At 72.5% G+C, this 24,544-nt stretch carries 22 protein-coding genes; 15 read left to right on the top strand and 7 right to left on the bottom strand.

Features of this window, described 5'->3' with window-relative positions; genetic code table 11:
- Positions 1-4 precede the first annotated feature (4 nt).
- Positions 5-616: a TetR/AcrR family transcriptional regulator gene (locus ACWD12_RS03550; RefSeq protein WP_450098110.1), complete on the bottom strand. Its 612-nt coding sequence runs from the start codon at positions 614-616 to the stop codon at positions 5-7.
- Between ACWD12_RS03550 and ACWD12_RS03545 the strand changes: the two genes are divergently transcribed.
- Positions 615-1,202: an SDR family oxidoreductase gene (locus ACWD12_RS03545; protein ID WP_450098109.1), complete on the top strand. Its 588-nt coding sequence runs from the start codon at positions 615-617 to the stop codon at positions 1,200-1,202. The genes ACWD12_RS03550 and ACWD12_RS03545 overlap by 2 nt on opposite strands.
- Before the next feature lie 168 nt (positions 1,203-1,370).
- On the top strand, positions 1,371-2,768 hold the full coding sequence (locus tag ACWD12_RS03540; RefSeq protein ID WP_450098108.1) for a DUF2252 domain-containing protein: 1,398 nt from the start codon (positions 1,371-1,373) through the stop codon (positions 2,766-2,768).
- A gap of 210 nt (positions 2,769-2,978) precedes the next feature.
- Here the strand turns inward: ACWD12_RS03540 and ACWD12_RS03535 are convergent, their stop codons facing one another.
- Positions 2,979-4,772 carry an N-acyl-D-amino-acid deacylase family protein gene (locus tag ACWD12_RS03535; RefSeq protein WP_358361908.1) on the bottom strand — a complete coding sequence of 598 codons (1,794 nt, stop codon included), beginning with the start codon at positions 4,770-4,772 and terminating at the stop codon, positions 2,979-2,981.
- A 134-nt stretch (positions 4,773-4,906) separates the two neighbouring features.
- Between ACWD12_RS03535 and ACWD12_RS03530 the strand changes: the two genes are divergently transcribed.
- From ACWD12_RS03530 to ACWD12_RS03500, 7 genes are all read left to right on the top strand, one after another.
- Complete coding sequence (locus ACWD12_RS03530) at positions 4,907-5,869, top strand: IclR family transcriptional regulator (RefSeq protein WP_450098107.1); 963 nt, start codon at positions 4,907-4,909, stop codon at positions 5,867-5,869.
- Between the two features lie 69 nt (positions 5,870-5,938).
- Positions 5,939-6,511 carry a SigE family RNA polymerase sigma factor gene (locus ACWD12_RS03525; protein ID WP_358361914.1) on the top strand — a complete coding sequence of 191 codons (573 nt, stop codon included), beginning with the start codon at positions 5,939-5,941 and terminating at the stop codon, positions 6,509-6,511.
- Positions 6,508-7,557 (top strand): hypothetical protein, encoded by a 1,050-nt coding sequence (locus ACWD12_RS03520; protein ID WP_450098106.1) that lies wholly within the window; start codon positions 6,508-6,510, stop codon positions 7,555-7,557. Before ACWD12_RS03525 ends, ACWD12_RS03520 begins: the two co-directional genes overlap by 4 nt.
- Positions 7,558-7,696: 139 nt before the next feature.
- Positions 7,697-8,698, top strand: a complete 1,002-nt coding sequence (locus ACWD12_RS03515; protein ID WP_450098105.1) for a hypothetical protein — start codon at positions 7,697-7,699, stop codon at positions 8,696-8,698.
- On the top strand, positions 8,695-10,290 hold the full coding sequence (locus ACWD12_RS03510; RefSeq protein ID WP_450098104.1) for a peptidoglycan-binding protein: 1,596 nt from the start codon (positions 8,695-8,697) through the stop codon (positions 10,288-10,290). The genes ACWD12_RS03515 and ACWD12_RS03510 overlap by 4 nt, the downstream gene beginning before the upstream one ends.
- Positions 10,287-11,021 (top strand): ABC transporter ATP-binding protein, encoded by a 735-nt coding sequence (locus ACWD12_RS03505; protein WP_450098103.1) that lies wholly within the window; start codon positions 10,287-10,289, stop codon positions 11,019-11,021. The genes ACWD12_RS03510 and ACWD12_RS03505 overlap by 4 nt, the downstream gene beginning before the upstream one ends.
- Positions 11,018-12,274, top strand: a complete 1,257-nt coding sequence (locus tag ACWD12_RS03500) for an ABC transporter permease (protein WP_450098102.1) — start codon at positions 11,018-11,020, stop codon at positions 12,272-12,274. The genes ACWD12_RS03505 and ACWD12_RS03500 overlap by 4 nt, the downstream gene beginning before the upstream one ends.
- Positions 12,275-12,437: 163 nt before the next feature.
- Here ACWD12_RS03500 and ACWD12_RS03495 read toward each other — a convergent pair whose 3' ends face one another.
- The 3 genes from ACWD12_RS03495 to ACWD12_RS03485 all read right to left on the bottom strand — a co-directional run bounded on the left by ACWD12_RS03495 (position 12,438) and on the right by ACWD12_RS03485 (position 16,873).
- The gene (locus ACWD12_RS03495; RefSeq protein ID WP_358361932.1) at positions 12,438-12,842 is read right to left on the bottom strand and encodes a PLDc N-terminal domain-containing protein; all 405 of its coding nucleotides are present in this window, start codon (positions 12,840-12,842) and stop codon (positions 12,438-12,440) included.
- Positions 12,843-12,913: 71 nt separating this feature from the next.
- On the bottom strand, positions 12,914-14,617 hold the full coding sequence (locus ACWD12_RS03490) for a DUF4139 domain-containing protein (protein WP_450098101.1): 1,704 nt from the start codon (positions 14,615-14,617) through the stop codon (positions 12,914-12,916).
- A gap of 3 nt (positions 14,618-14,620) precedes the next feature.
- Positions 14,621-16,873 (bottom strand): DUF4139 domain-containing protein, encoded by a 2,253-nt coding sequence (locus ACWD12_RS03485; RefSeq protein WP_450098100.1) that lies wholly within the window; start codon positions 16,871-16,873, stop codon positions 14,621-14,623.
- A 221-nt stretch (positions 16,874-17,094) separates the two neighbouring features.
- Between ACWD12_RS03485 and ACWD12_RS03480 the strand changes: the two genes are divergently transcribed.
- Both ACWD12_RS03480 and mqnP read left to right on the top strand, forming a co-directional pair.
- The gene (locus ACWD12_RS03480) at positions 17,095-18,546 is read left to right on the top strand and encodes a menaquinone biosynthesis decarboxylase (protein ID WP_358361939.1); all 1,452 of its coding nucleotides are present in this window, start codon (positions 17,095-17,097) and stop codon (positions 18,544-18,546) included.
- Between the two features lie 67 nt (positions 18,547-18,613).
- Positions 18,614-19,516 (top strand): menaquinone biosynthesis prenyltransferase MqnP, encoded by a 903-nt coding sequence (mqnP, locus tag ACWD12_RS03475; RefSeq protein ID WP_358361940.1) that lies wholly within the window; start codon positions 18,614-18,616, stop codon positions 19,514-19,516.
- Positions 19,517-19,580: 64 nt separating this feature from the next.
- On the opposite strand, the gene ACWD12_RS03470 is transcribed toward mqnP, so the two are convergent.
- Entirely contained in the window at positions 19,581-20,534 is a 954-nt protein-coding gene (locus ACWD12_RS03470; protein WP_450098099.1) for a hypothetical protein, read from the bottom strand.
- A gap of 275 nt (positions 20,535-20,809) precedes the next feature.
- Here ACWD12_RS03470 and ACWD12_RS03465 point away from each other — a divergent pair, with 275 nt between their 5' ends.
- Positions 20,810-21,535 (top strand): UbiX family flavin prenyltransferase, encoded by a 726-nt coding sequence (locus ACWD12_RS03465; RefSeq protein ID WP_450098098.1) that lies wholly within the window; start codon positions 20,810-20,812, stop codon positions 21,533-21,535.
- A gap of 106 nt (positions 21,536-21,641) precedes the next feature.
- Here the strand turns inward: ACWD12_RS03465 and ACWD12_RS03460 are convergent, their stop codons facing one another.
- On the bottom strand, positions 21,642-21,773 hold the full coding sequence (locus ACWD12_RS03460) for a hypothetical protein (protein ID WP_268823073.1): 132 nt from the start codon (positions 21,771-21,773) through the stop codon (positions 21,642-21,644).
- 147 nt (positions 21,774-21,920) lie between these two features.
- Between ACWD12_RS03460 and ACWD12_RS03455 the strand changes: the two genes are divergently transcribed.
- The 3 genes from ACWD12_RS03455 (at position 21,921) to ACWD12_RS03445 (ending at position 24,199) form a co-directional block, all read left to right on the top strand.
- Positions 21,921-22,382 (top strand): Lrp/AsnC family transcriptional regulator, encoded by a 462-nt coding sequence (locus tag ACWD12_RS03455; RefSeq protein ID WP_358361947.1) that lies wholly within the window; start codon positions 21,921-21,923, stop codon positions 22,380-22,382.
- A 53-nt stretch (positions 22,383-22,435) separates the two neighbouring features.
- Entirely contained in the window at positions 22,436-23,599 is a 1,164-nt protein-coding gene (gene mqnE, locus ACWD12_RS03450; RefSeq protein WP_450098097.1) for an aminofutalosine synthase MqnE, read from the top strand.
- Positions 23,600-23,749: 150 nt separating this feature from the next.
- Positions 23,750-24,199 carry a DUF4229 domain-containing protein gene (locus ACWD12_RS03445; protein ID WP_450098096.1) on the top strand — a complete coding sequence of 150 codons (450 nt, stop codon included), beginning with the start codon at positions 23,750-23,752 and terminating at the stop codon, positions 24,197-24,199.
- Positions 24,200-24,544 lie beyond the last annotated feature (345 nt).

Here is a 24,544-nt window from a genome sequence, read left to right as displayed (position 1 = left end):
CGAGTCACCTGGCGGCGGAGGCGGCCACGAGGGTACGTGCCAGCCGTGCCGCCACGTCGGCGGTGAGCGGCGCGTGGTCGAGGATGAGGCGGTACCAGAGCACTCCGTAGACCTGATCGACCATCAGGTCCAGGTCCGCGTCGTCTGCCAACTCGCCTCGCCTGCCCGCCCGTTCGAGGATGTCGCGGAGTTCGGCGCGGCGGGCGGCGGTGAATTCGCTCATCATGCCGGCGAGGTGTCGGTCGTGGGCGGCCTCACGGGCGAGTGACCGTAGGACGGGGGCGGTCTCGGGTGCCGCCGCTCCGGTGAAGGTCGCGGTGACGAACGCCTCCAGGTCGCCCGCGAGGGCGCCGGTGTCGACCTTGGGGGCCACGGTGGCGGCCCGTTCGCCGAGCGCGTCGAGGAACACCGCGCCCTTGGACGGCCACCAGCGGTAGATGGTCTGCTTGCCGACCCCCGCGGCGCCGGCGATCGTGTCGACGGTGACCTGGGTGCCGTCGGAGCGGGCGAGCAGGTCCATCGCGGCGGCGAGGATCGCCTCGCGCACCCGCTCGTTGCGGCGGCGGCCCGTGTGCGGGCGATCTGCCTGGGCGTTCTGACCGGAAGACGGTGTCATGCCCAACGTTGTACTCGTTGACAAGACTGCCAGTCTCGACAATGCCGGCGCAGGTCGCGGACTTCTTCGCGAGTGCCGGTGCCGTCGACCACCTGGTCCTGGCACTGAGCAGCTCGTCCGGGGCCGCCCGTTCGCGGACCTCGACCTGGCCGAGCTCGCGGCCGGATTCGACGGCAAGTTCTGGCCGTATGTACGGATACTCCAAGCGGCGCTGCCCACGCTCCGCAAGGACGGATCGGTCACCTTCATCACCGCGGCTTCGGCCCGCGCGGCGTTCCCCGGCACAGCCGGACTGGCCGCGATCAACGGCGCGTTGGAGGCGATGGTGCCCCCGCTCGCGGCCGAACTGGCTCCTCTGCGCGTCAACGCAGTCTCGCCGGGAGGGGTCGACACACCGTGGTGGAGCCGGGTCCCGGAGGCCCAGCGCACCGCGTTCTTCGAGGGCCTCGCCGCCACCACGCCCGTGGGACGCGTCGGGCAGGCCGCCGAGATCGGGGAGGCCGTGTACGCACTGGCCGCCAACGGGTTCGTCAGCGGCGTCGTGCTCGACGTCACCGGCGGCGCGAACCTCCCCATGGGTCGCTGACCACCCCTCGGGATCGGTCGCGTACGGCGGACGGCGTGACCGTCTCGCCGGGCGAGGGCGGCCTCGTGGGAGGAGAGTGGAGAGTAGATCGCGATTCGCGGACACGGAACAGGAGACGCCGCGATGGATGCCGCTCCGGTCACGCCCGGTCACGCTGCGCCGCCAACAATGTCCCCCCGGCTGACAATGTCCCCCCGGGAACGGGCCGAATACGGCCGGGCGGCGCGGGCCCGCGTGCCACGCTCCGCGCACGGCGACTTCGAGCCGCCCGCGAAGCGGCTCGACCCGGTCGAGATCGTCGAGAGGCAGTCCGCCGCCCGGGTGGCGGAGCTGGTGCCGATCCGCTACGGCCGGATGTCGGAGTCGCCGTTCCGCTTCTACCGCGGAGCCGCCGCCGTCATGGCCGAGGATCTGGCGGCCACCCCCGTGACCGGCTTGTACGCCCAGCTCTGCGGCGACGCGCACATGTTGAACTTCCGCCTGCTCGCCTCACCGGAACGCCATCTGCTGTTCGACATCAACGACTTCGACGAAACCCTGCCGGGCCCCTGGGAGTGGGACGTCAAGCGCCTTGTCGCCAGCATGGTGACGGCGGCCCGCGAGAACGGCTTCACCGAGGCGGAGCGCGCGGAGATCGTCGGGGCCACGGTGCGGTCCTACCGGGAGCGGATGCGCGCCTTCGCCGGAATGGGCAACCTCGACGTCTGGTACGCCAAAGCCGACGCCGACCAGCTCCGCACGGTGATGGCGGACCGGCTGCCCGGGCGCGGCCGCGAGCAACTCGCCCGCACCCTGTCGAAGGCGCGGACCCGCACCAACCTGCAGGCGTTCGAGAAACTGACCGAGGTGGTCGGCGGCGAGCGGCGGATCGCCGCGTCCCCGCCCATGATCACCCGGGTCGACGACCTGTTGCCGGAGCTGGAGCGCGACCAGTTGGAGGAGACGATCCGCGACCTGATCGACCGGTACGCCGAGAGCCTCCAGACGGATCGGCAGCATCTGCTCAAGCAGTTCACCATGGCGGACATGGCCCGGAAGGTGGTGGGTGTCGGCAGCGTCGGTACCCGCTGCTGGATCGTCCTCATGCTCGGCCGGGACGGCGAGGACCCGCTGTTCCTCCAGGCCAAGGAGGCGGGCGAGTCGGTGCTCGCCGCGCACGTCGGCGCCGGCACGTACGAGACCGAGGGGCAGCGCGTCGTCGCCGGGCAGCGGCTGATGCAGGCGGCGAGCGACATCTTCCTCGGCTGGGAGCGGGTCCAGGCCCCCGACGGCGTCGAACGTGACTTCTACGTACGCCAGTTGCGCGACTGGAAGGGCATCGTCGACCCGTCGGCGATGGTGCCGCGGGGCATGGCCCTGTTCGGTGAGCTGTGCGGCGCCACCCTGGCGCGCGCCCACGCCCGGTCGGGCGACCGCATCGCCATCGCCGCCTACCTGGGCAAGAGCAACGTCTTCGACCGGGCGCTGATCAGGTTCGCGGAGAGCTACGCGGACCAGAACGAGCGCGACCACGAGGCGCTGCTCGACGCGGTGCGTCGCGGGCGCGTGACGGCGGCGTCCGGCTGAGCACCGCCGCGGCCTCAGCGCGACCACCGCTGACGCCTCCACCGACCGGCAGCGCCGCCCAGGAGCGCCGAGCCCGCCCCACCGGCAGCGCCGAATCCCCCGTCGACCAGGAGAGCCCCAAGCCCCAGCTGCCGGCGCACGCCGAAACCGCCGCGACGGCTCGGTGCCGCCGCCCCCGACCCGGGAACGGCGGCACCGCAGCGATACGGCTCAGCGTGCCCCGCGGATGAGGCGGCCGGGCCGGGCGCCGGTGTCCTCGCCGTTCCGGCGGGTGACCTGGCCGGCCACGATCGTGGCCGTGTAGCCGGAGGCGTCCTGGAGCATGCGGCCCCCGCCGGCCGGGAGGTCGTGGACCATGCGCGGCCGGTGGAGGGTGAGGTTGTCCAGGTCGATGACGTTGAGGTCGGCGCGCTTGCCCGGCTCGATGACGCCGCGGTCGCCGAGGCCGTAGAGCGCGGCCGTGTCGGCGGTCTGCTTCTTGACGACGAATTCGAGCGGCAGCTGCTCGCCGCGGGCGCGGTCGCGGGCCCAGTGGGTGAGCAGGTACGTCGGCTGCGACGCGTCGCAGATCATCGCGCAGTGCGCGCCGCCGTCCGCGAGGCCGAAGACGCTCGCCGGGTGGGTGAGCATCTCGCGGATCGCCTCGTGGTCGCCGCCCGCGTAGTTGAAGAGCGGGACGGTGAGCATGGCCTGCGCGTCGTCCTCGAGCATCAGGTCGTACATGACCGCGAGGACGTCCTCGCCGCGCGCCTCGGCGATCGCGGTGACGGTTCGGTCGGGGGTCGGCTCGTAGTCGGGGACCGCGGCCATCGGGTACATCATGCCGACGAGGCGCTGGAGGGCCAGGTTGACCTGGTCGCCGGGGATCGTCGGGTCGGACGGCAGGTCGTCCTCGGCCAGGATCGCGGCCCGCGTCGCCGGGTCGGCGAGTGCGGCGGCGAACTCGGCGTCGGTCAGCTCGCCCGCGGCCCGCCGCGCGGCGACGGCCTGGAAGGTCGGGCGCTTGCTGAACGCGTTGCGGGTGGTGAACCCGGTGAGCATGCCGAACGGGCGGCCCGCGACCTGCGGGTAGAGGGGGATGCCGGCGTCGAGCGCCTTCATCGACTCGCTCATCAGGTCGCGCCACAGCTCGGGTGCGGCCATCACCTGGAGGAGCGCGAAGGAGACCGGCATGCCGATCTCCTCGGCCAGCCGCTTCATCCACGCGACCTCGGCGTGCGGGGCGACGATGTCCTCGCCCGAGGAGCCGGTCGGGGCGAGTTCGAAGACGGCCCGGCCGCCCTCGGCCATCGCGCGGCCCAGGCCGAACAGTTCCTCTTCGGAGGCGAAGGTGCCGGGCACCGGTTCGCCGCCCATCGCGCGGTGCGCGACGGTACGCGAGGTCGAGAAGCCCAGCGCGCCGGCCTGGACCGCCTCCTTGACGATCGCGGCCATCGCGGCGATGTCCTCGGCGGTCGCGGGCTCATTGCGCGCGCCGCGGTCGCCCATCGCGTACGCCCGCACCGCGCCGTGTGCGACCTGCACGCCGATGTCGGCGGCGAAGCGGCGCCGCTCGAGCACGTCGAGGTACTCGGGGAAGGTCTCCCATCCCCAGGTCATGCCCTCGATGAGTGCGGTGCCGGGGATGTCCTCGACGCCTTCCATGAGGCCGATCAGCCAGTCCTCGCTGCCGGGCCGCACCGGGGCGAAGCCGACGCCGCAGTTGCCGGAGACGACGGTGGTGACGCCGTGCGACGTGCTCGGGTCGAGCACCTCGTCCCAGGTGGCCTGCCCGTCGAAGTGGGTGTGGATGTCGACGAAGCCGGGGGTGACGATCTGCCCGTCCGCGTCGATCACCTCGGCGGCGTCGCCGTCGAGGGCGGGCTCGCCGTTGTCGCGGCGGTGCACGGCCACGATCAGGCCGTCCTTGACGCCGATGTCGCCGCGGAACCGGTCGGCACCGGTGCCGTCGACGACGGTGGCGCCGACGATCTTGAGGTCGTAGGTGTCGTGCCTGTCAGCCATGCGGAAGCCCCTTCCCGCGCCCGGGATCTGAGCACGTGTCAGAACCGTGCTCGCTGCGGGGACCGTACGTCTGCGCACATTGCGAGTCAATATTCGCACTATGCAAAAAGATCGTCGCGAGGTACCGTCGCCCCGTGGCACGCCCCTCCCCGCAGACCGAACGCCTCGTCTCCCTGGTCGACGCCATCGCCGCCCGGCCCGACGAGGGCCTGACCCTGTCCGAGATCGCCCGGCACCTCGCGGTGACCCCCGCGACCTGTCATCCGATGCTGGTCAGTCTGGCCGAACTGGGGTGGCTGGTACGGCATCCGGTGCGCCGCACGTACCGGCTCGGCCCCGCGCTGATCGCCGTCGGCCGGGCCGCCGCCCGCGGCCTCGGCGTCGTCGACCTGGCCCGCCCCGGCATGCAGCGCCTACGCGACGAACTCGGCCTGACCTGCATCGCGCTGACCCCGGGCGAGTTCCACGTGACCGTCGCCGAAGTGGTGCGCGGCCCCTCGGAGCACGGCCCGCACGTGCGCGTCGGCGACCAGATCCCCATCGCCCCGCCGCTCGGCGTCGGGTACGTCAGCTGGGCCGACGAGCAGACGCTGCGCCGCTGGCTGGACGGCGTCACCACCGACCCGGACAAGCGCGCCCGGCACGAGCAGGCCGTCAAGGCCGCGCGCGAGCGCGGGTACGCGGTCGAGTTGGTCACCCGCATCGAGACCGAACTCGGCCAGGCCCTCGCCCGCCTCGACGAACACCTCGGCCAACAGCTCGGCCAACACTTCGGCGAACACCTCGGCGGCCGTCTCGCGGCCACCGCCGGCGCGACCGAGGCGCGCGACCCCTCCGCGGCCCGCCTGCGCACCCTGCTGGAGGAGATCGCCGCCGAACTCGCCGACCCCGACCAGGACCCGATCCACGAGATCGACCCCGACCGCGAGTACCGGGTCGGCCGCATCGGCGCGGGCGTTCTGGACCCGTCCGGCGAAGTGGCGCTGGTGATCGCGCTGCACGGCTTCGGGGCCCGTACGGACGGCCGCGGCGTCGCCGACATCGGCGGCAGGCTTGCCGCGGTGGCCGCCGACGTGGCCGCCCAGCTTGCCGACTGACCTCATGTGACGTGGTTCACACCGGACTTGCTGACAACCGGACGCCCGGCCCGGACCGTACTACTCAACGTGCGGCACTGGAGACGAACACGGCAGGCCGAGCTCGACGCGGACTTCCGCGACTGGGCGCTGGCCCGGCAGGCGCACCTGCGCAGGTCGGCGTACCTGCTGTGCCGTGACTGGCATCTGGCCGAGGACCTGACCCAGACCACCCTGGCCAAGATGTACGCCGCCTGGCACCGCGTCCACGACGGCGACACGCGCGACGCGTACGCCCGGCGCGTCCTGTACCGCACGTTCGTCGACGAGACCCGCCGCGGCTACCGCCGCGAATATCCCGGCGACGAACTCCCCGAGACGGCCGCACCAGGCGTCGACAGCGCACTGCGCATGACGCTCCTGGACGCGGTGGCCCTGCTGCCGCCGCGCAGCCGTGCGGTCATCGTGCTGCGCTTCTGGGAGGACCTGAGCGTCGAGGAGACCGCGGCGGCGCTCGGCTGCACGACCGGCACCGTCAAGAGCCAGACGTCGCGCGGACTGGCCTCGTTGCGGCGCCGCCTGACACTGGACGACGACGCCGGGTTCTCCGCCCTCCTGGGTGTGGGCAGCGCGGCGGGCACGCGAACGGAGGGAGGCCGGTGAACCGCCCGACGCACCACGGGCCGGAACGACCCGAACACCAGTACGCCGATGCGGAACTCCGGCCCGTGCTGGCCCGGGCCATGGCGGACATCCGGTTCTCCGAGCCCGGCATGCCCGACCTGCTCGGACCGGCGATGGCGGAGGGAACCCGCCTGCGGCGCAAGCGGCGTACGAACCTGCTCGTCGCGTTGTCGGCGTCCGCCGCGCTGGTCCTCGGCGGGGTGGTCGGCGGCGTCGCCTACCTCGGCGGCGACACCGCCGCGGGCCCGGCGGGCGTGCCGAGCGGGCCGGAGGAGTCCGCGTCCGGTCGGCAGCTGACGCCGGTCGAAGCGCTCGCCACGGCACTGGAGCCGTACCTGCGTCCGCGCGGCGTGGTGATCGACGCCAAGCCGTGGAACGTACGCCGCGATCCGCCGAGCGGCGCCACCTTCCTGGTCAGCATCACCCTGCGCGACCGCGCGGGACGGGCCGGCGCGATCGTCCTCTCCGGCGGTCCGATGAGCGGCGTCATGCCGACGAAGGGCAATGACGCGACCTGCTCCTCGGTGCTGCGCGGCGACACGGAGGCCGGATTCGAGATCGAGGACAACCCCACGTGCACGAAGTGGGCCGCCCGCGCCGACGGTTCGCAGACCTGGTCCGTCTACGTCCAGCGCGACGAGGCGGCGGGCAAGTCCGGTCGGAGTGGCGCGGTGCGGCTCGGACCCGGCGACGAGGTCTTCCGTGCCTGGATGTGGGAACCGCCGTCCGGGGCCGCCGAGTCCGGGACCCTCGTGCTGAAGGACACCGTGCTCGCCGAGATCGTGGCGGATCCCGCTGTCGCGCAGGCCCTGGAGCAGGTCCCCCTGCCGACGCCGGGGAGCGCGGTCACCCCGCCGTCGCCGTGGTCCGTCGACGACGTGGCCACGTCCGCCCCGCCGCGGGGCGCGACGTCGGACTCGTCCCCGGGCCCCACCTCGGGCTCGACGACCGGGTCGGCCTCGCGCTCGACTTCGGGTGCGACCTCTGGTTCGACCTCGGGTTCGACTCCCGATTTGACCGACTGACCGACCCGGCCGGGCCCGCGGATCCCCCCCCGATCTCACGTGACCCCGCCTGACCTGATCTGACCCGCACGCACGGCCCCGCCCGATTGCCGACCGCGGCACCGGGCGCGGTACCCCCATGCCATCGACAGCAAGGTTGATGATGATTCGTCCCGTTCCTCCGGTACGCCCCTTCGCCCGGATCGCCCTGGCGGTGCTCGCCGGAGCCGTCCTGGCCACCGGCTGCGCGTCCGACTCCGGCAAGTCGTCCGACTCCGGTGGCCCGCAAGGGGGTTCGCAAGACTCGGCGTCGTCCGGCGGTGCCGCGGCCGACCCGCCCGGCAAGCCGCAGGACGGCGACGCCCCGCTCGCCGCGCCGCCGGGCGCCTCCGAATCGGAGAAGCAGGAGTACGCGCTCGCCAACGCCGTGGCCGAGTGCATGAAGAAGGCCGGCTTCACGTACGTCGCGTACATCGCCCCGGCGGGGCCGCCGCAATTCCAGGACGGGTTCGAGCGCAACTACGATGCCGCACGCGCGTTCCGCGAGAAGTACGGGTTCGGAGCGTTCTCACCCGCCGCGTTCCCGGGCGACCCCAACGTGAGCGTGCCGGCCACGTCCGAGGATCCCAACACCGCGGCGTTCGACGCGCTGCCCGCCGACCGCAAACCGGCGTACAACATCGCGCTGTTCGGCAACGCCGAGCGCAGCAAGATGCCCGGTGGGCAACTCGGCGGCTGCTCCGGCGAGGCGCGGAAGAAGGTGTACGGCACGCAGGACGAGATCAAGGCCAAAGCCGACGCCGCCTCGGAACAGGCGCGCATCGCACGGCAGAACCTCAACGGCGACGCCGAACTCGTGCGCCTCGCCCAGGCGTACGCGACCTGCCTGCGCGGCAAGGGCTATCCGGTCGCCACGACCTCGGTCACCGAGATCCGCAACGCACTGCGCTTCGAGTGGTTCGGCAAGGCCGCCGGCCTGACGCCGCAGCCGCCCGAAGGACGCCCGGAGTCGTCCGAAGCCAGGCTGGATCCGGCGGTCGCCCGCCCCCAACTGACGAAGGAGATCCAGGCCGCGCTCGCCGACATCGACTGCGGCAAGGACTTCCGCGCCGCGTACTTCCCCAAGCTCGACAAGTCGCCCGGCGCCGAGGGACTCGGGTGAACCGCGCCAGACGCGCACTCGCGACCGTGCTCGGCATCGTCGCGCTGGCGGGCGCCGGGGGCTGGTACGCCGGGCAGCAGGTCCAGTCCCCGGCCGAGGCCGCCGCGGCGCGCAAGCCGCCGTCGGCGTCGCTCATCACCGTGCCGGTGGAGTCCCGCATCCTGACCAACGGCGTCGTGGCGCACGGGACGGTCGAGTTCGAGTCGCCGGTGCCGGTCAGCTTGTCGGGGGCGGTCGCGACGGCGCCGAGCGGCGGCTCCGCCGAGACGGGCGGTGGCGTGCAGAAAGTGACGCGGACGCCGGTGGCCGGCGCGTCGGTCGCCGAGGGCTCGGTGTTCATGGAGGTGTCCGGGCGGCCGGTGTTCGTGCTGCGCGGCGTCGTACCGATGTACCGCACGCTGGGTCCCGGAACGAAGGGGGCGGACGTCAAGCAGCTCAACGAGGCCCTGAAGCGCATCGGGTTCGACCCCGGCACCACGACGGACGCGTTCACCTCCGGAACCGCGTCGGCGCTCAAACGCTGGTACCGCGCCCGCGGATACGAGGCCAAGGAGCCGGGCACCGCGGAACGGCAGCAACTCGCCGCACTGGAAACGGCCGTGCAGACCGCGAACGAGGCACTGGCGACCGCCAAGGCCGAGCTTCAAGCCGCCAAGTCCCCGTCAGGAGCGGCGACTTCGGGGGACTCCTCTGGCTCGTCCGACCCGTCCGGTTCACCAGGCCCCGCCAAATCGCCGGACCCTTCGCCCGGAAAGCCCGGCGGCAACGCGCCCGCATCCGACATCGCCTCGTTGCAGGGCAGGGTGACCAACGCCGACAAGGCGCTCGGCTACGCCCGGCAGAACCTCGCCGACTTCCAGGCCACGTACGGCGTTTCCCTCCCGGCCGGCGAACTCGTCTTCCTGTCCGCACTGCCGGTGCGCGTCGACCGGGTGGCGGTCCGCCCCGGCGACACACCGTCCGGGCAGGTCGCCAAGGTGACCGGCACCGGCGTACGCGTCCAGACGACCGTGCCCGGCGTCGACGCGCAACTCCTGCGTCCCGGAATGCCCGTGCAGCTCGAACTCGACTCCGGCGAGAAGTTCCCCGGAAAGGTCGACGCGGTGGGCCGAGACGCCGAACCGGTGTCCGAGGGCAGCCAGGGAAGCCAGGGCACGGGCGGCGGTGACGGCGCCGGTCCAGGCGAAGGCCAAGGAGTAGGTCAAGGGGACGGCCAAGGCACGGGCAGCGGTGACAAGGGCGGCGCGTCCGCCCCGGCCGGCGGCGCGCAGGCCACCCCGGCTTCACCCGGCATGCCTTCCGCCGTGCGCATCGTGCCCGACGACCCCGCCGCGCTCACGGCCCGGGCCGGGCAGTCGGTCAAGGTCACCGTCGAGGTCGGCTCGACCGGGACGCCCGTGCTCGCGGTGCCCGTCGCGGCGGTCTTCACGGGCGCGGACGGCCAGGCACGCGTCAAGGTCGAGCGCGCCGACGGGACCGTGGCCCCGGTCGCGGTGACCCTCGGCCTCGCCGCCACCGGCTTCGTCGCGGTGACGGCCCCGGACGGGCAACCGCTCGCCGCGGGCGACCGCGTCGTCGTGGGGGAGCGATGACACCGCGGGACGAGGGGCCCGCGGACAGCACCTCCCCGCGCCCGCTCGTCGAATTCGAGTCCGTGGGACGGACATTCGACTCCGATCCGCCCGTCCACGCCCTCGTGGACGTGGACTTGCGCATCCACCGGGGCGAACACGTCGCGGTGACCGGGCCGTCCGGCTCGGGCAAGTCGACGCTGCTGGGCCTGCTCGGGCTGCTGGACCGTCCGACGTCGGGGGAGTACCGCTTCGGCGGCGTCGCGACGACCCGTCTCGCCGAGCGTGACCGGGCAGCGCTGCGCGCGGGTTCGTTCGGCTTCGTGTTCCAGGCGTTCCACCTGCTGCCGTACCGCACCATCGAGGAGAACGTGATGCTCGCCGAGGTCTACCGGCCCAAGGGCGGCACGGCCCCGCCCCGGCGGACCCGGCGGGCCCGGGCCGAGGAGGCCCTCGAACGCGTCGGCCTCGGCCATCGCAGGGGATTCCGGCCCGACCGGCTCTCCGGCGGCGAACGCCAGCGCGTCGCGATCGCCCGTGCGCTGCTCGGCGATCCGGCGCTGCTGCTGTGCGACGAGCCGACCGGCAACCTGGACGGCGAGAACACCGCCGTCGTCCTCGACCTGCTCGACGAACTGCACGGGCAGGGGCTGACGTTGCTGGTCATCACGCACGACGAGGCGGTGGCGTCCCGGGCCGTCCGCCGCATCCGCATCGCGGACGGGCGGGTCCTGGCCGAGGCGGGCGTATGACGCCGGAGGGCCGTACGCTCCGGCTGCCGCGCCGCGGCGGCACCCGCATCGGCCGCGCCGACCTGCTCGACGAATCCCTCGCCGCCGTACTCGCCCGCCCCTGGCGGGCCGCCCTCACAACCCTCGGCACCGTGCTGGGCATCGCCACGCTCGTCGTCACCATCGGCATCGCGGCGACCGCCGGGAACCGCATCGTCGGACGCTTCGACCAGCTCACCGCGACCGCGGTGACGGTCGTCGCGGCCGGCACCGGCGCACCGCAGGCCCCCGGCGAAGGGCCGCTCATCGGGTGGGACGCCGCGGAACGGTTGGCCCGCCTCAACGGGACCGTCGCCGCGGTGGCCCTCGCCGAGGCCGCGCCCGGCACCGCGCCCTCGGTACGCGCCAACGACATCAAGGACCCCTCGACCGTCTCGGCCCGCACCCTCGGCGTCGTGGCGGCCACCGTCGACCTCCCGGCCGCCGCCCACGGCCGCGTCGTCGCGGGGCGGTTCTTCGACGCCGGCAACGTCGCCCGGCACGACCGCGTCGCCGTGCTCGGCGAGGAGGCGGCGCGCATGCTGGGCATCGTGCGCCTGGAGGACTCCCCGGCGGTCTTCCTCGGCGACGAGGCGTTCACGGTGATCGGGATCGTCGGCGACTTCCGCCGCGAGCAGGCGCTCGCCGCGGCGGTGATCGTGCCGCCGACCACGGCCGCCGACCGGCTCGGCCTGACCGAGGTGGGACGGGTCGTCGTCGACACCGAACTCGGTGCCGCGGGGCTCGTCGCCGCGCAGGCGCCGACCGCGCTGAACCCGGGGCGGACCACCGAGATGCGGGTGATCGCGCCGCCCGACCTGCAGCGCGCCCGAGGCGCGGTGGAGGACGACGTCAACGGCATGTTCCTGGTGCTGGGCCTGCTGTGCCTGGTCGTCGGAGCGGTCGGCATCGCCAACGTGACGCTCGTGGGTGTGATGCAGCGCATCGGCGAGATCGGGCTGCGCCGTGCGCTGGGTGCGTCGCGCCGCCACATCGCCCAGCAGTTCCTGGTCGAGTCGGCCGTGCTGGGCCTCATCGGCGGGGCGATCGGCGCCGCCGTCGGGGTGGTGACCGTCGTCGGGGTCTGCGTGGCCAGGGACTGGACGCCGGTCCTCGACCTCACGCTCGTCGTCGCGGCCCCGGGCGCGGGGGTGCTGGTCGGGCTGCTGGCCGGGGCGTACCCGGCGTGGCGTGCGGCCAGGCTGGAGCCGCTGGAGGCGCTGCGGGCAACGTGACCGCAGACGTGACCGCGCATGTGACCGCGGACGTGACCGAGGGCGTCACCGCGGGAGGGACCGCGTCGCCCTGCGAGGGCTGACGGGTGCCGGTGGGGGCGCGTACGCCCGCCTCGTCAGCCGGGAGGCGGGCGTATGGCCACCTCACCGCAGGTCTCTGCCGTCAGTCCTTGGCGCGCCCGTCGCCCTTCCGCCCGTCGCCCTTGCCGCCGTCGCCCTCGGGGCCGTCCGGGCCTTCGTCGTGCAGCTCCGTCTCGTGCTGCTTGAGGTCCTCTTCCCAGCGCTTCAGCATGTCCTCGTGCTCCTTGTTGCTCTTGCCGAGCGACGCCAGGAACTCGGGGTCGTCGTCGGGCGCCACGAACCGGGCGCGGCGCTCGGCCGTGCGGTCCCGGCGCGGGCGGCCCGCCACGAACCAGCCGATCGCGCCGATCAGCGGCACGAGCAGCACGACGAACACCCAGACGAGCTTCGGCAGGTTGCGCACCTTCTGCTCATCGGTGGTCAGGCAGTCGATGAACGCATATACGAGCACCGCGAAGGACAGCAGCAAGGGTGCAACCCGCAACATGGAATCGACTCCCTGGGGTTATGTGAAGTGCACCCCCAGCGTAATGCGTCGCCCACGGGCCCGGACGGACCTCAAATCCCCTGGACCTTGCCTGATGCCGACAACTCGTAGACCAAAGTGATCGCACGCCGCTCACCCGGCGCAAGAGTCACGTCGTAGCGCACGATCCCCTCGTCGTCGACGTCCGCGGGCGCCGGATCGCACGCCTCGGGCCGCAGGGCGACCTCGACCGCGGAGACCTCCGAGACCGGGATGCGCTCGCGCAGCACCACCGGGACCGGGTCGCCGGTGCCGGCCAGGTGGGAGACGAACACCCGCACGGTGCGTGTGGTCGTGCTACGGCCTGTGACGGCCTTGGTCGACTTCTGCTCGGAGACGTGCCGCACCACGCGGAACGTGTCCTCGCTGCCGAACGGCAGGCGTACTTCCTCGCCCTGCCCCGAGAACTTGAGCCGTCCGCGTCCCATGAACCCGCCGGCCCGCACCAGGTCGACCGGGCCGGCGAGCAGGACGTGGCCGGCCTCGTTGGCGACGTACGCGACCCGCGTCACCAGCGGGGACAACTCCGGCGTCGCGGCCTGTTCGGTGCGCGCGGGGGCGGTGAACGACGTCAGGTGCACACGGTGCGGCCGCCCGTCGGACGGCACGGTCACGGGGGCCGGCGCCGCAAGGACGCGTACCTCGCCGCCGTCGTCGACGCCGGGCAGTTCGGCGGCCGACGCCGCGACCGCGCCCACCTTCGCGATGTCCTCCTCGCGCAGGTCGACCTCGACGGTGCGCTTCTCCTCGACGCTCTTGTCCCGCAGGTGCAGTTCGTCGTCCACCAGCGTCGGCGGGCGGGCGGCGAGCGTCGGCCGGGCGGTCGACAGCGACAGCCGGACCCCCGGCCAGTCCTCGCCGGTGCGCTGCCACACCACGGCGTCCGAATCGAGCGTCAGCGAGGCACCGTCGGCGGCGAGCGTCGCCCGGTACGCCGGCCGCCACAACGCGCACGGCACCAGGTGCACGACGCGCAGTTCGACCGGACCGGCCCGCTCGGCCTCGACGACCACCTCGACGACGGCCGACAGTTCGGCGGGGTCCTCCTCGCTCGCGGACAGCGCGGCCCGGGCCTCCGCCAGGCGGCGTGCGGTGCGCTCCTGCGCGCGGGCGACGTCGAACATCTCCTCGTGCCGCTGCTCTTCGGCGGCGTCGACGGCCTCCAGGCGCGCGGCCCAGTCGACGGTGTCGAACCGCACGCCCGACGAGTCCGGCTCGACACCCGCGAACTCGGCGAGTGCGCGGTGCAGTTCCTCGCGGGCCTGGCGTACGACGGCGACCGACGACTCCAGGCGCCGGGTCTGCCGGGCCAGATCGCGGGTCTCCTCCTCCAGGTCGAAGACGAGCGCGCGCATCTTGGACGCGTCCTCGGCGGGCCTCGGCGGCGGCGCCACGGCGGCGCGCACGATGCGGGCGTCGACGACGGTCACACCGAGGTCGCCGACACCGGAGACGTCGATCGCCTCGGCACGCAGCGACCGGTCCACGGCCAGGGCCGTGACCGGGCCGATGCGCAGGCGCTGCACACCGGCCGCGACCTCGACGACGCCGGACCGTTCGACCTGCGCGCGGTCCTCCAGGCACGTCACGGCGGTGATGGGGAGGGCGCGCGGAGTGTCTTCCGCGCCTCCCGGGCCGGTCGGCCCGCCCGGGATCTCCGCGCTGTCCGGGTTGTCAGACCCGTTTGGGATGTCGGTGCCGTTCGGGCTGTCCTGACGGTGCGTCAACTCAGTCACGGCTCATGCCCTCCGGTTCCCGCCGACGACGGACTTGCCGCCGGGGATGCGGATTTCGTAGCGGCCCACCAACGTGCGCGTCGAGTTCGCGGGCAGCCGCAGCCGCCACACGCGCGCACCGCGCACCAACTGCCCGTCGCGCGGCTCGGCGTCGCGCTCCCACTGCGGATCGGCGGCGTGCTCCTCGATCTTCACGTCCTTGTCGTCGCTGACCGGTACGCGCTCCAGCACCTCGACGGTGATGTCGCGCGCGAGGTGGTTCGCGACGTCGATCTCGATGCGGTGGTCCAGCACGGTCGTCTGGTTGCGCAGCCCGGCCGTCGACTCGCGCATGTGCGTGCGCCGCGCGACCTGCACGCTCTCCACGACGCCCACGCCGACGCGCTGCCGTTCGCCGGGGGCGAGGGTCGGCAGCGGGACGGTCATCAGGAACTCGCCGCCGACGCTGACGTCCGCCGGACCCGCGAGCAGCGCGTGTGCGGAGGCGTTGGTGACGTGGACGGTGCCGTACACCGACTCGTCCACGGACGGGACGGTGACGAACTCCGGTTCCAGGCCCACTTCCACGGTGCACACGGGGACGGTGTGCCAGCCGCCGTCCGACTCCACGTCGGCCGCCGCGGCGACGTCGAAGCGGTAGTCGTACGAACCGGCCGACTCGCGGACCCGTGCCGCGTGCGCGGGCAGCGCCAGCGAGGCGACCGCCTCGGCGCGACGGCGGTACTCCACCGCCGCGGCGTCGTACGAGCCGCCCGGCCGCAGTCGGCCGCGCGCCGCCACGTCGTCCGGTCCGGTGAGCACGAGGCCCGCATAGTCGAGGAGATCGGCACCGGGAAGTGCGGACGCGGCGTCCCCGCCCGGCCCGTCGGGGTCGAGCCGCTCCATGTAGTTGTCGCTCAGTTCGCGTTCCGCTCCGCCGCCTCCGTAGGCCGCACCCGCGAACGCCTGGGCGGGCGGCGGTGCCCCCGCGGCCTCCGCGCGCGGCGCTCCGCCGGGGCGTGACCTGCGCATGCGCGACGCGGGCGGCGGCGGTGGGGCGGGTGCGGAACCGGGGGCGATCGGCGCCGAAGGCATCGCCATCGGCGGGGGCATCGGGGCGGCCTGCGGGTAGCCGCCGCGCGCCTGCTCCTCGTCCATCCACGAGCCCTGGTCCGCCCGGAGTTCGGCCATGCCGTAACCACCCGGCACGGCACCGCCGGTCAGGGTTTTGGACGCAATGGCGTCAGGTGGGAGGTAGCGGCCGTCCGCCGCGGCGAGTTCGCGCCGCTTGGCCGTCCCCGCGTCGTATCCGGCGAACAACTCGTCGAGCCCGGCCGGGGGTTCCCGCCATCCGGAGGGGGCCGGCGCCGCCTGGCGGCGCCCGATGCGCAGCGAGCGCAGCTCGGGGAGGTCGGTGCGGCGGTCGAGGTCGGCCGTCGACAGGCCGAGCCGTACGCCCGTCCAGTCCTCGCCCGTGCGCTGCGCGACCGCCGCGCGCATCACGAGCGTTCCGCCGGTCATCGCGGTGTCGAGGCGCAGTTGGTATTGCGGAACCCAGCGGGCCCCGGGGACCTGGTACTCCAGGTCCACGACCACCTCGACGGGGGCGGCGGGTGCGGGCGCGTCGCCCGCGAGGTCGAGGGTGAGGACGGCCGACCCGGTGGTGCGGGCCTCCTCGACGCGCAGCGACCCGGACGCCTCGTCGAGCCGGTGCCGCGCGACCCGTGCCTCGTGCTCGGCCTGTCGGCATTCCTCCTCCAGCGCGCGCATGCGGGTCTGGAGCGTGTCGAGCCGGTCGGTCACGAAGTCGGCCAGGGCGAGCACCGATTCGACCGCCGCCGGGCGCGGGTACGGGTCGTCCCGGCGCTGCCGGGCCTGTGCCGCGCGCAGTCCCGCGGTGGCCTCGATCTCGGTGTGCAGCCGCGCGCGCCGCGCGTTGAGGCGCGTCAGGTGCTCGTCGGCCGCGTCGCAGGCGCGCCGCAGCTCGGGTACGTCCCGCGGTTGGACCACGACCGCTTCGATCCGGGGCCGCACGTCCGCGACCCGCAGGCCGTCGGGGCCCACGGTGACCGTGCCGCGCAGCGACTGCGGGTACGCGCTCAGCGGCACATCGCCGACGTGGATCCGGAACTCCCCGCGGTGCCCTTCCGGGAGCGTGAACCGGGTGCGGCGGGTGCAGACCGCGCCCTGGGCGTACACGACGACCGATTCGAGTGCGGAGCCGAGGGCCTGAGCGGGTGCCGGTGCGGGCACGTCGGGCTCGACCGCGACAGCCATGTACGTCCTCCCCGAGGTGTGGCAATGGCATCCAACGTAGAGGAGTCGCGGGCGCCGTGTTCGGTTCCTGCCGAGCCGGCCGAGAGTCGGGCGGGGGGCGACGGGCACGGGACGCGGACGGGTGTGCGCCGGACGGGGCCGGCGTACCGCAACGCCGCCGCCAACCATCCGGCCCCATGCCCGTGCGGTCGGTCCGATGGGCGTGGCAGATACTGGTGCGCATGGCATACGGGACCTTGCGCGCTTTCCTCAAAGCCCTCGAGAAGGAGGGCGACCTCCGGCGCATCCGGGTCGAGGTGGACCCGTACCTGGAGATCGGCGAGATCACCGACCGGGTGAACAAGGCGGGCGGCCCCGCGCTGCTGTTCGAGAACGTGCGCGGCAGCTCGATGCCGCTGGCGATGAACGTGTTCGGCACCGACCGCCGGATGCTCAAGGCGCTCGGCCTGAAGTCGTACCAGGAGATCGGCGACAAGATCGGCGGGCTGCTCAAGCCCGAGCTGCCGCAGGGCTTCTCCGGTCTGCGCGAGGCGTTCGGCAAGCTCGGGTCGGTGGCGCACATCCCGCCCAAGAAGGTGTCGGACGCGCCGTGCCAGGAGGTCGTACTCAAGGGCGACGAGGTCGACCTCGACACGATCCCGGCCCTGCACACCTGGCCGCAGGACGGCGGGGCGTTCTTCAACCTGGGGCTGACGCACACCAAGGACCCGGAGACCGGGGTACGCAACCTGGGCCTGTACCGGCTCCAGCGGCACGACAAGCGCACCATCGGCATGCACTGGCAGATCCACAAGGACTCGCGCAACCACTACCAGGTGGCCGCGCGGCGCGGCGAGCGGCTGCCGGTGGCGATTGCGTTCGGGTGCCCGCCCGCCGTGACGTACGCCTCGACCGCGCCGCTGCCCGGCGACATCGACGAGTACCTCTTCGCCGGCTTCGTGCAGGGTAAGCGCGTGGAGATGGTCGACTGCCAGACGGTCCCGCTCCAGGTGCCGGCCGAGGCCGAGGTGGTGCTCGAAGGCTGGCTGGAACCGGGCGTGATGCGTGACGAGGGCCCGTTCGGCGACCACACCGGCTTCTACACCCCGATGGAGCCGTTCCCGGCGCTGACCATCGACTGCGTCACCATGCGCGCGAAGCCGATGCTGCAGTCGATCGTGGTCGGCCGGCCGCCGACCGAGGACGGGCCGCTGGGCAAGGCCACCGAGCGGTTCTTCCTGCCGCTGCTCAAGATCATCGTGCCGGACATCGTGGACTACGACCTGCCCGAGGCGGGCGGTTTCCACAACTGCGCGATCGTTTCGATCGACAAGAAGTATCCCAAGCACGCGCAGAAGGTGATGCACGCCATTTGGGGGGCACACATGATGTCGCTGACCAAGCTCATCGTGGTGGTCGACGCGGACTGCGACGTCCACGACTACCAGGAGGTCGCGTGGCGGGCCTTCGGCAACGTCGACTACGCGCGCGACCTGTCGGTGGTCGAGGGTCCGGTGGACCACCTCGACCACTCGTCGTACCAGCAGTTCTGGGGCGGCAAGGCGGGCATCGACGCGACGCGCAAGCTGCCCGAGGAGGGCTACACGCGCGACGGCGGCTGGCCGGAGATGGTGGCGTCCGACCCGGCGACCGCCGCGCGGGTGACTCGTCGTTGGAAGCAGTACGGGCTGTGATCGGAGTGTCCATGGTTTCGACAGGTAGGCCGGGCGAGCGCGGCTGCGCACGTACAGGGACGGTTCGATGAGTTCCGCGGCCGTTCCGGTCGGCGGGGACTCGTCGATAAGGGCCTTCCTGCGCCTGGTGATGATCGAGCACTCGGTCTTCGCCCTGCCGTTCGCCTACATCGCGGCGCTCACCGCGATGTTCGAGGTGAACGAGCACCTGCACTATTGGGAACTGCTGCTGGTGACGGTCGCCATGGTCGGCCTGCGGACGTTCGCGATGGCGTGCAACCGCATCATCGACCGCGAGATCGACGCGCGGAACCCGCGTACCGCGACGCGCGAGCTGGTGACCGGCAAGGTCTCGGTGCGCACGGCGTGGACCGGGGCGCTGGTCGCGCTGTTCTTCTACCTGGTCGCGGCGGCGCTGCTGAACCCGCTGTGCTTCGCGCTCGCACCGCTCGCGGTCGTGCCGATGGTGGTCTATCCGTACGGCAAGCGCTTCACGAACGTGCCGCACGCGATCCTCGGCTTCGCCCAGGCGATCGGCCCGATCGGCGCCTGGATCGCGGTGACCGGCGAATGGTCGTGGGACGCCGTCGTGCTCGGCCTCGCGGTCGGCACCTGGATCGGCGGGTTCGACCTGATCTTCGGCTGCCAGGACGTCGCCGCCGACCGTGCGCACGGCGTCAAAAGCGTGCCGGCGCGCTGGGGTATCGCGAACGCCCTGTACGCGTCGCGCGTCACGCACGTGATCACGACGCTGCTCTTCATCTGGTTCGGCGCGCTGACCGGGGCCGGGTTCTTCTGGTGGCTGGGCCTGCTGATCGTGGCGGCGGCGTTCGTCTACGAGCACTCGCTGGTCAAGCCGGACGACCTGTCCAAGCTGAACCGGGCGTTCTTCACCACCAACGGCTTCATCGGCATAGCGCTGTTCGTGTGCGCGCTGCTCGACCTGGTGGTGCGCGGGCTGCGTCCCTGAGCCCTTGAGCCTCTGAGCCCTCGAGCCAGTCTGTGCCCGAGCCCCTGCGTCCCCGCGGACGGCGTCAGGCGCGGACCGGGCCGCCGTCGTCCTCGTCGTCCTCGTCCGTCCCGTAGTCCTCCGGGCCGTCGGGGCCGTCACCGTCGCCCGGACTCCCGAAGAAGTCCTCCATGATCGTGTCCATGTCGACGGTCCGGTCCCCGTCCGGCGCGGTGACGGTCCTGTCCGGCGCGACCGCCCGGTAGTGCGTGTCGACGGAGGCGTCCACCTTGCCGTCGTTGTCGTCGTCGGACGTCATGCGCACGGGCAGGGGGGTGCCGTGCGTGGGCACGTACATGGTGAGGACGGACGTGAGGTCGCGGGTCCTGTTGGTGAGGACGAGAGGGATCACCTCGATCCCGTCGATGTGGAGCGCGTCGCCGAGCTGGTGCTCGACGTCGTCCCCGTACCCGCCTCCGTACTCGTCCTCGCCGAAGTCGCCGTCGGGGTTCTCGCCCGCGGAGTCGTCGCCGTTGGTGAACGGGCCGCCCCCGAGGATGGCGTCGAAGGACGGGAGCCCGGTGCCGCGCGAGACGGCCTCGTCCTTGAGGTACTTGCCTTCCAGGAGCTTGCCGAACTCCACGAAGGACTCGCTGGGCTCCTCCAGCTCCGGGTCGTAGCCGGGGGCCTTGGCGATCATGTCGATGAGAACCTTGTTGGTCCCCTCTTCCATGCGCGTGTACTCGGTGTCGCCGACGACCAGGACGTGGATCTCGCGGTCCTTGACGGTCAGGTGCGACTCGATGTCGCCGTTCTCGGTGACCGACGTGTCGCCGTGCACGGGCACCCCGTAGAAGTGTCCGGTGAAGTCGGTGCGCACCGACCGGGCCGCGTGGTCGGCCTCCGAGACGCGTTCGAGCAACTGCTCGGCGGTGATGCCCACATTCGGCTCGCCGGTGTTGCCGACCGGCGAATCGGCGGCCTCCTTGGCCCGATTGGCCCAGTCCTGGTCGATTCCGCCGCATGCGGTGGCGAACATGGCGAGCGGTATCAGTACTGCGGCGGAGCGGCGGCGCGCGGGCAAGTGGGTCCTCCGTGGTGCCGGGGGCGAGCGGCCGGATCGCAGGGGCGGTACGCGGCCTTCCCCCGCCGGCCGCGTCCGGCACCAGTCCAGCGGGCCGGACGGTTTCCGGTCAACAGTCGACCGGCACCCGGGTGGGCTCCCGGGTGCCGGCTGCGGTGTTTCACGTGGTTTGCGCGGGCGTGCGCCAGGGGTGGCGGGCGCGCCGGTGTGGGGGTTGGGAGAATGACGCCATGCATGCACAGCGCCGACCGTGGATCGTCGGGGTGTCCGGCGCCTCGGGCACCCCGTACGCGGCGGCCGTGATCCGGGGACTGCTCGATGCCGGCGAGCACGTGGACCTGGTGGTGAGCCGGGCCGCGCGGCTGACGATCCTGGACGAGACCGGCATCGCGTTCCGCGACGCGCACTGGCGCGGCGACCTGGCAACGTGGCTGGGCCTGGCGGCGGGCCGGGACCCGGGCGCGGAGGCCGGGTTGGACCGGGTGGAGTACTGGGCGGCCGGGGATCTCGCGGCGGGGCCGTCGAGCGGGTCGTACCCGGCGAAAGGCATGGCCGTGGTCCCGGCCAGCACCGCGGCGGTGGCAGGCATCGCGCTGGGCCTGTCGAAGGACCTGTTGCAGCGCACCGCGGACGTCACGGTGAAGGAGCGCAGGCCGCTGGTGGTCGTGCCGCGCGAGACGCCGTTCACCGGTACGACGCTGCGGCACCTGGTACGCCTCGACGACGCCGGTGCGGTGGTGCTGCCCGCGAGCCCGGCCTTCTACGCGGGGGCGTCCGACGTGCAGCGGCTGGTGGATTTCGTGGCCGGCAAGGTGCTGGACGTGCTCGGCGTGCCGCACACGCTCTTCCGGCGCTGGGAGGGCGACTTGGGGGCGGCCCGCCGGGCGGAGGCGGCGGAGGCGGCGCGTCCGGATCCGGCGGGTCCGGTCGGTCCGGTGGGGACCGTACCGCCGTGAGGACCCCGGACCGGTCGCGTCCGCAACCAGCAAAGGCCCCCGCGGAGGCGGGAGCCTGTGATGGTGTGCCTGGTGCCACGCGCCCCGGGGGGCCGGGGCGGCCGGGTCAGCGGCCGGTGGCGCGGGCGACGAACTTCTTGACGCGGGTCAGCGTCGGGCGGGGGCCGACCGGGCGGGACCGCTCGGCCATCTCGTGCAGCTCCTGGATGTGCGCTCGCGCCATCTCGAGGGTGTACATGGGTTTCACTCCCCTAAGTCGGCCGGTCGGGCCGAGTGTGGTTGCCACTTCAGAGGTTTGGCAGGTCATGCGCCCTCTGATGCCTTAGATTCTAAGGGACAGATCGAAATCTGTCCAATGAAATGCAGGACGATCGAGGAGAATGACATGGATGCGGTGGACCGCAAGCTCATTCAGGCGCTGCGGGTCAACGGCCGCGCCTCCTACGCGGAACTGGGCCGCCTGGTCGGCCTGTCCGGGCCGAGCGTGACCGACCGCATCAACCGCCTCGAACAGGCCGGCGTCATCACCGGCTACCGGGCCACGGTCGACCCGGTCACGCTCGGCCTCGGCGTCACCGCGCTGATCGGCCTCCAGCTCTCCGACGCGGCGGACCACGAGGACGTCAGCCGCCGGCTGCGCGACGTCGAGGAGATCGAGGACTGCTGGTTCATCTCCGGCGACGACTCCTTCATGCTCAAGGTCCGGGTGCCGGACGTCGCGGGGCTGGAGCACGTGATCCGGCGGCTGTCGGGTACGCGCGGTGTCGCCCGTACGCGCACCACCGTCGTGTTGTCGACGAAGTGGGAGTACCGCGCCGCCGATCTGCCGGGCGAGCCGGAGGCGTAGGCTCGTCGGCAGCTTCGACTGGTTCGCCTGGTACGTACAAGGAGTAGTGAGCGATGGACTCCGGTCTGCGCAAGGAGATCGAGGACAAGGTCCTCTCCGGTGAACGCCTCAGCCGCGAGGACGGCATCGCGCTGTACGCGAGCGACGACCTCGCCTGGCTCGGCGGCCTGGCGCACCACGTGCGGACGAAGAAGAACGGCGACGTCGTCCACTTCAACGTCAACCGGCACCTGAACATGACCAACGTGTGCCAGGCGTCGTGCGCGTACTGCTCGTTCCAGCGCAAGCCGGGCGAGAAGGACGCGTACACGATGCGCATCGAGGACGCCGTGCGGCTGGCCAAGGAGATGGAGCCGGACGGCATCACCGAGCTGCACATCGTCAACGGCCTGCACCCGACGCTGCCGTGGCGCTACTACCCCCGGTCGCTGCGCGAGCTGAAGAAGGTGCTGCCGAACGTCTCGCTCAAGGCGTTCACCGCCACCGAGATCCAGCACTTCGAGACCATCTCCGGCCTAAGCGCGTCGGAGATCCTCGACGAGCTGATGGACGCCGGCCTCGAATCGCTCACCGGCGGCGGCGCGGAGATCTTCGACTGGGAGGTCCGGCAGCACATCGTCGACCACGCCACCCACTGGGAGGACTGGTCGCGCATCCACCGGCTCGCCCACGAGAAGGGCCTCAAGACACCGTCGACGATGCTCTACGGCCATATCGAGGAGCCCCGGCACCGCGTCGACCACGTGCTCCGGCTGCGCGAACTCCAGGACGAGACGGGCGGGTTCCAGGTCTTCATCCCGCTGCGCTACCAGCACGACTTCCACGACAGCCGGGACGGCATCGTGCGCAACCGGCTCCAGGCGCGTACCTCGATGGCGACCGGCGCCGAGGCGCTGAAGGTGTTCGCGGTCTCGCGCCTGCTGTTCGACAACGTGCCGCACGTGAAGTGCTTCTGGGTCATGCACGGCCTGTCGACCGCGCAACTGGCCCTCAACCACGGTGCGGACGACCTCGACGGCTCGGTGGTCGAGTACAAGATCACGCACGACGCCGACGGCTTCGGCACGCCGAACAAGATGACGCGCGACGACCTGCTCGAACTGATCCGGGACGCGGGCTTCCGCCCGGTCGAGCGCAACACGCGGTACGAGATCGTGCGCGAGTACGACGGCCCCGAGCAGGGCCGCCGGGACGTCCCGCAGCCCATGCGCTTCTGACCCGGGTCCGACCCGGGCCGACCCCGTGCCGGTCCGACTTCCGCGGATGCTGTACTGGATGTCCGGAAGGTACGGCCTCTCCGCCGCACCCTCCGGAGCAGTGTCCGCTGCGCGGCCCCTCGGGGGCCGCGCCGGCCGAAGGAACCGAACGTGTCCACACCGCACAGCACGCCCGAGTCCCAGCCCGACGTACCCGGCGACGTCCAGTCCGCGAAGCGCCCCGGCGTGCGGTCGAGCCCGGGCGTGCGGTCGAACAGCCACCCGGCACTGCGCTACACGCTGTACCGCATCGGGGTGTTCGCGGTGGCCTTCGCGGTGATCTGGACGGTCTTCTACGTCCTCGACATCGGCGGCAAGGGCGCGCCCATCCTGGTGGCCGGCCTGGCCGTCGCGGTGTCCGGGCTGGTCAGCTACTTCCTGCTGAACAGCCAGCGCGACGCGATGTCCGCGGCGCTGGTCGAGCGCGTGGAGCGCGCGAAGGCCCGGATCGAGGAGGGCGCGGCGGCCGAGGACCACCTCGTCGCGGACGCCGCACCGGCCCCGCGGCCCGCGCCGCGCCCGGCACCGCGTACCGCTCCGCGGACCACCGACGCCACGTGAGCGGACAGGTTCGTCCGGTAATGGTTTTGTCGTTTTACTGATGGACTGCTTAGACTCCTCCTCATGTTCGGTGCAGGCGACACGTATGCGACGCGCACGGCGGTGGGTTTCCCGCTCGTGGCGCGTCTGCACGTCGACCTCGGCCGATGCGCCACCGCACTGTGTAGCGGCGCCGGCGTCAGCTGACCGGTACGCGAAACACGCACGAATCCGCGTACCGCACACGCACGCCGCCCGACCGCTTCGCGGCGCGGCCGGACCCCCGGGTCCCACCCCCGCACCTGACCGGTGGACGAACACAGTCCCCGTTCCCCACATGCCACGTCAGGCCTGAAGCGGTCGTCA

The sequence above is a fragment of the Streptodolium elevatio genome, from assembly GCF_053592165.1.
Note: the sequence above shows the minus strand (reverse complement) of the source record. Positions and strands in the feature narration are given on the sequence as shown.

What these genes read in the sequence shown, in the direction of transcription:
- mqnE (WP_450098097.1), top strand. Translation starts at nt 22,436, where the DNA reads ATGGACTCCGGTCTGCGCAAGGAGATCGAGGACAAGGTCCTCTCCGGT.
- ACWD12_RS03550 (WP_450098110.1), bottom strand. Translation starts at nt 616, where the DNA reads ATGACACCGTCTTCCGGTCAGAACGCCCAGGCAGATCGCCCGCACACG.
- ACWD12_RS03460 (WP_268823073.1), bottom strand. Translation starts at nt 21,773, where the DNA reads ATGTACACCCTCGAGATGGCGCGAGCGCACATCCAGGAGCTGCACGAG.
- ACWD12_RS03470 (WP_450098099.1), bottom strand. Translation starts at nt 20,534, where the DNA reads ATGTTCGCCACCGCATGCGGCGGAATCGACCAGGACTGGGCCAATCGG.
- ACWD12_RS03480 (WP_358361939.1), top strand. Translation starts at nt 17,095, where the DNA reads ATGGCATACGGGACCTTGCGCGCTTTCCTCAAAGCCCTCGAGAAGGAG.
- ACWD12_RS03465 (WP_450098098.1), top strand. Translation starts at nt 20,810, where the DNA reads ATGCATGCACAGCGCCGACCGTGGATCGTCGGGGTGTCCGGCGCCTCG.
- ACWD12_RS03485 (WP_450098100.1), bottom strand. Translation starts at nt 16,873, where the DNA reads ATGGCTGTCGCGGTCGAGCCCGACGTGCCCGCACCGGCACCCGCTCAG.
- ACWD12_RS03540 (WP_450098108.1), top strand. Translation starts at nt 1,371, where the DNA reads ATGTCCCCCCGGCTGACAATGTCCCCCCGGGAACGGGCCGAATACGGC.
- ACWD12_RS03515 (WP_450098105.1), top strand. Translation starts at nt 7,697, where the DNA reads ATGATGATTCGTCCCGTTCCTCCGGTACGCCCCTTCGCCCGGATCGCC.
- mqnP (WP_358361940.1), top strand. Translation starts at nt 18,614, where the DNA reads ATGAGTTCCGCGGCCGTTCCGGTCGGCGGGGACTCGTCGATAAGGGCC.
- ACWD12_RS03505 (WP_450098103.1), top strand. Translation starts at nt 10,287, where the DNA reads ATGACACCGCGGGACGAGGGGCCCGCGGACAGCACCTCCCCGCGCCCG.
- ACWD12_RS03545 (WP_450098109.1), top strand. Translation starts at nt 615, where the DNA reads ATGCCCAACGTTGTACTCGTTGACAAGACTGCCAGTCTCGACAATGCC.
- ACWD12_RS03500 (WP_450098102.1), top strand. Translation starts at nt 11,018, where the DNA reads ATGACGCCGGAGGGCCGTACGCTCCGGCTGCCGCGCCGCGGCGGCACC.
- ACWD12_RS03495 (WP_358361932.1), bottom strand. Translation starts at nt 12,842, where the DNA reads ATGTTGCGGGTTGCACCCTTGCTGCTGTCCTTCGCGGTGCTCGTATAT.
- ACWD12_RS03535 (WP_358361908.1), bottom strand. Translation starts at nt 4,772, where the DNA reads ATGGCTGACAGGCACGACACCTACGACCTCAAGATCGTCGGCGCCACC.
- ACWD12_RS03455 (WP_358361947.1), top strand. Translation starts at nt 21,921, where the DNA reads ATGGATGCGGTGGACCGCAAGCTCATTCAGGCGCTGCGGGTCAACGGC.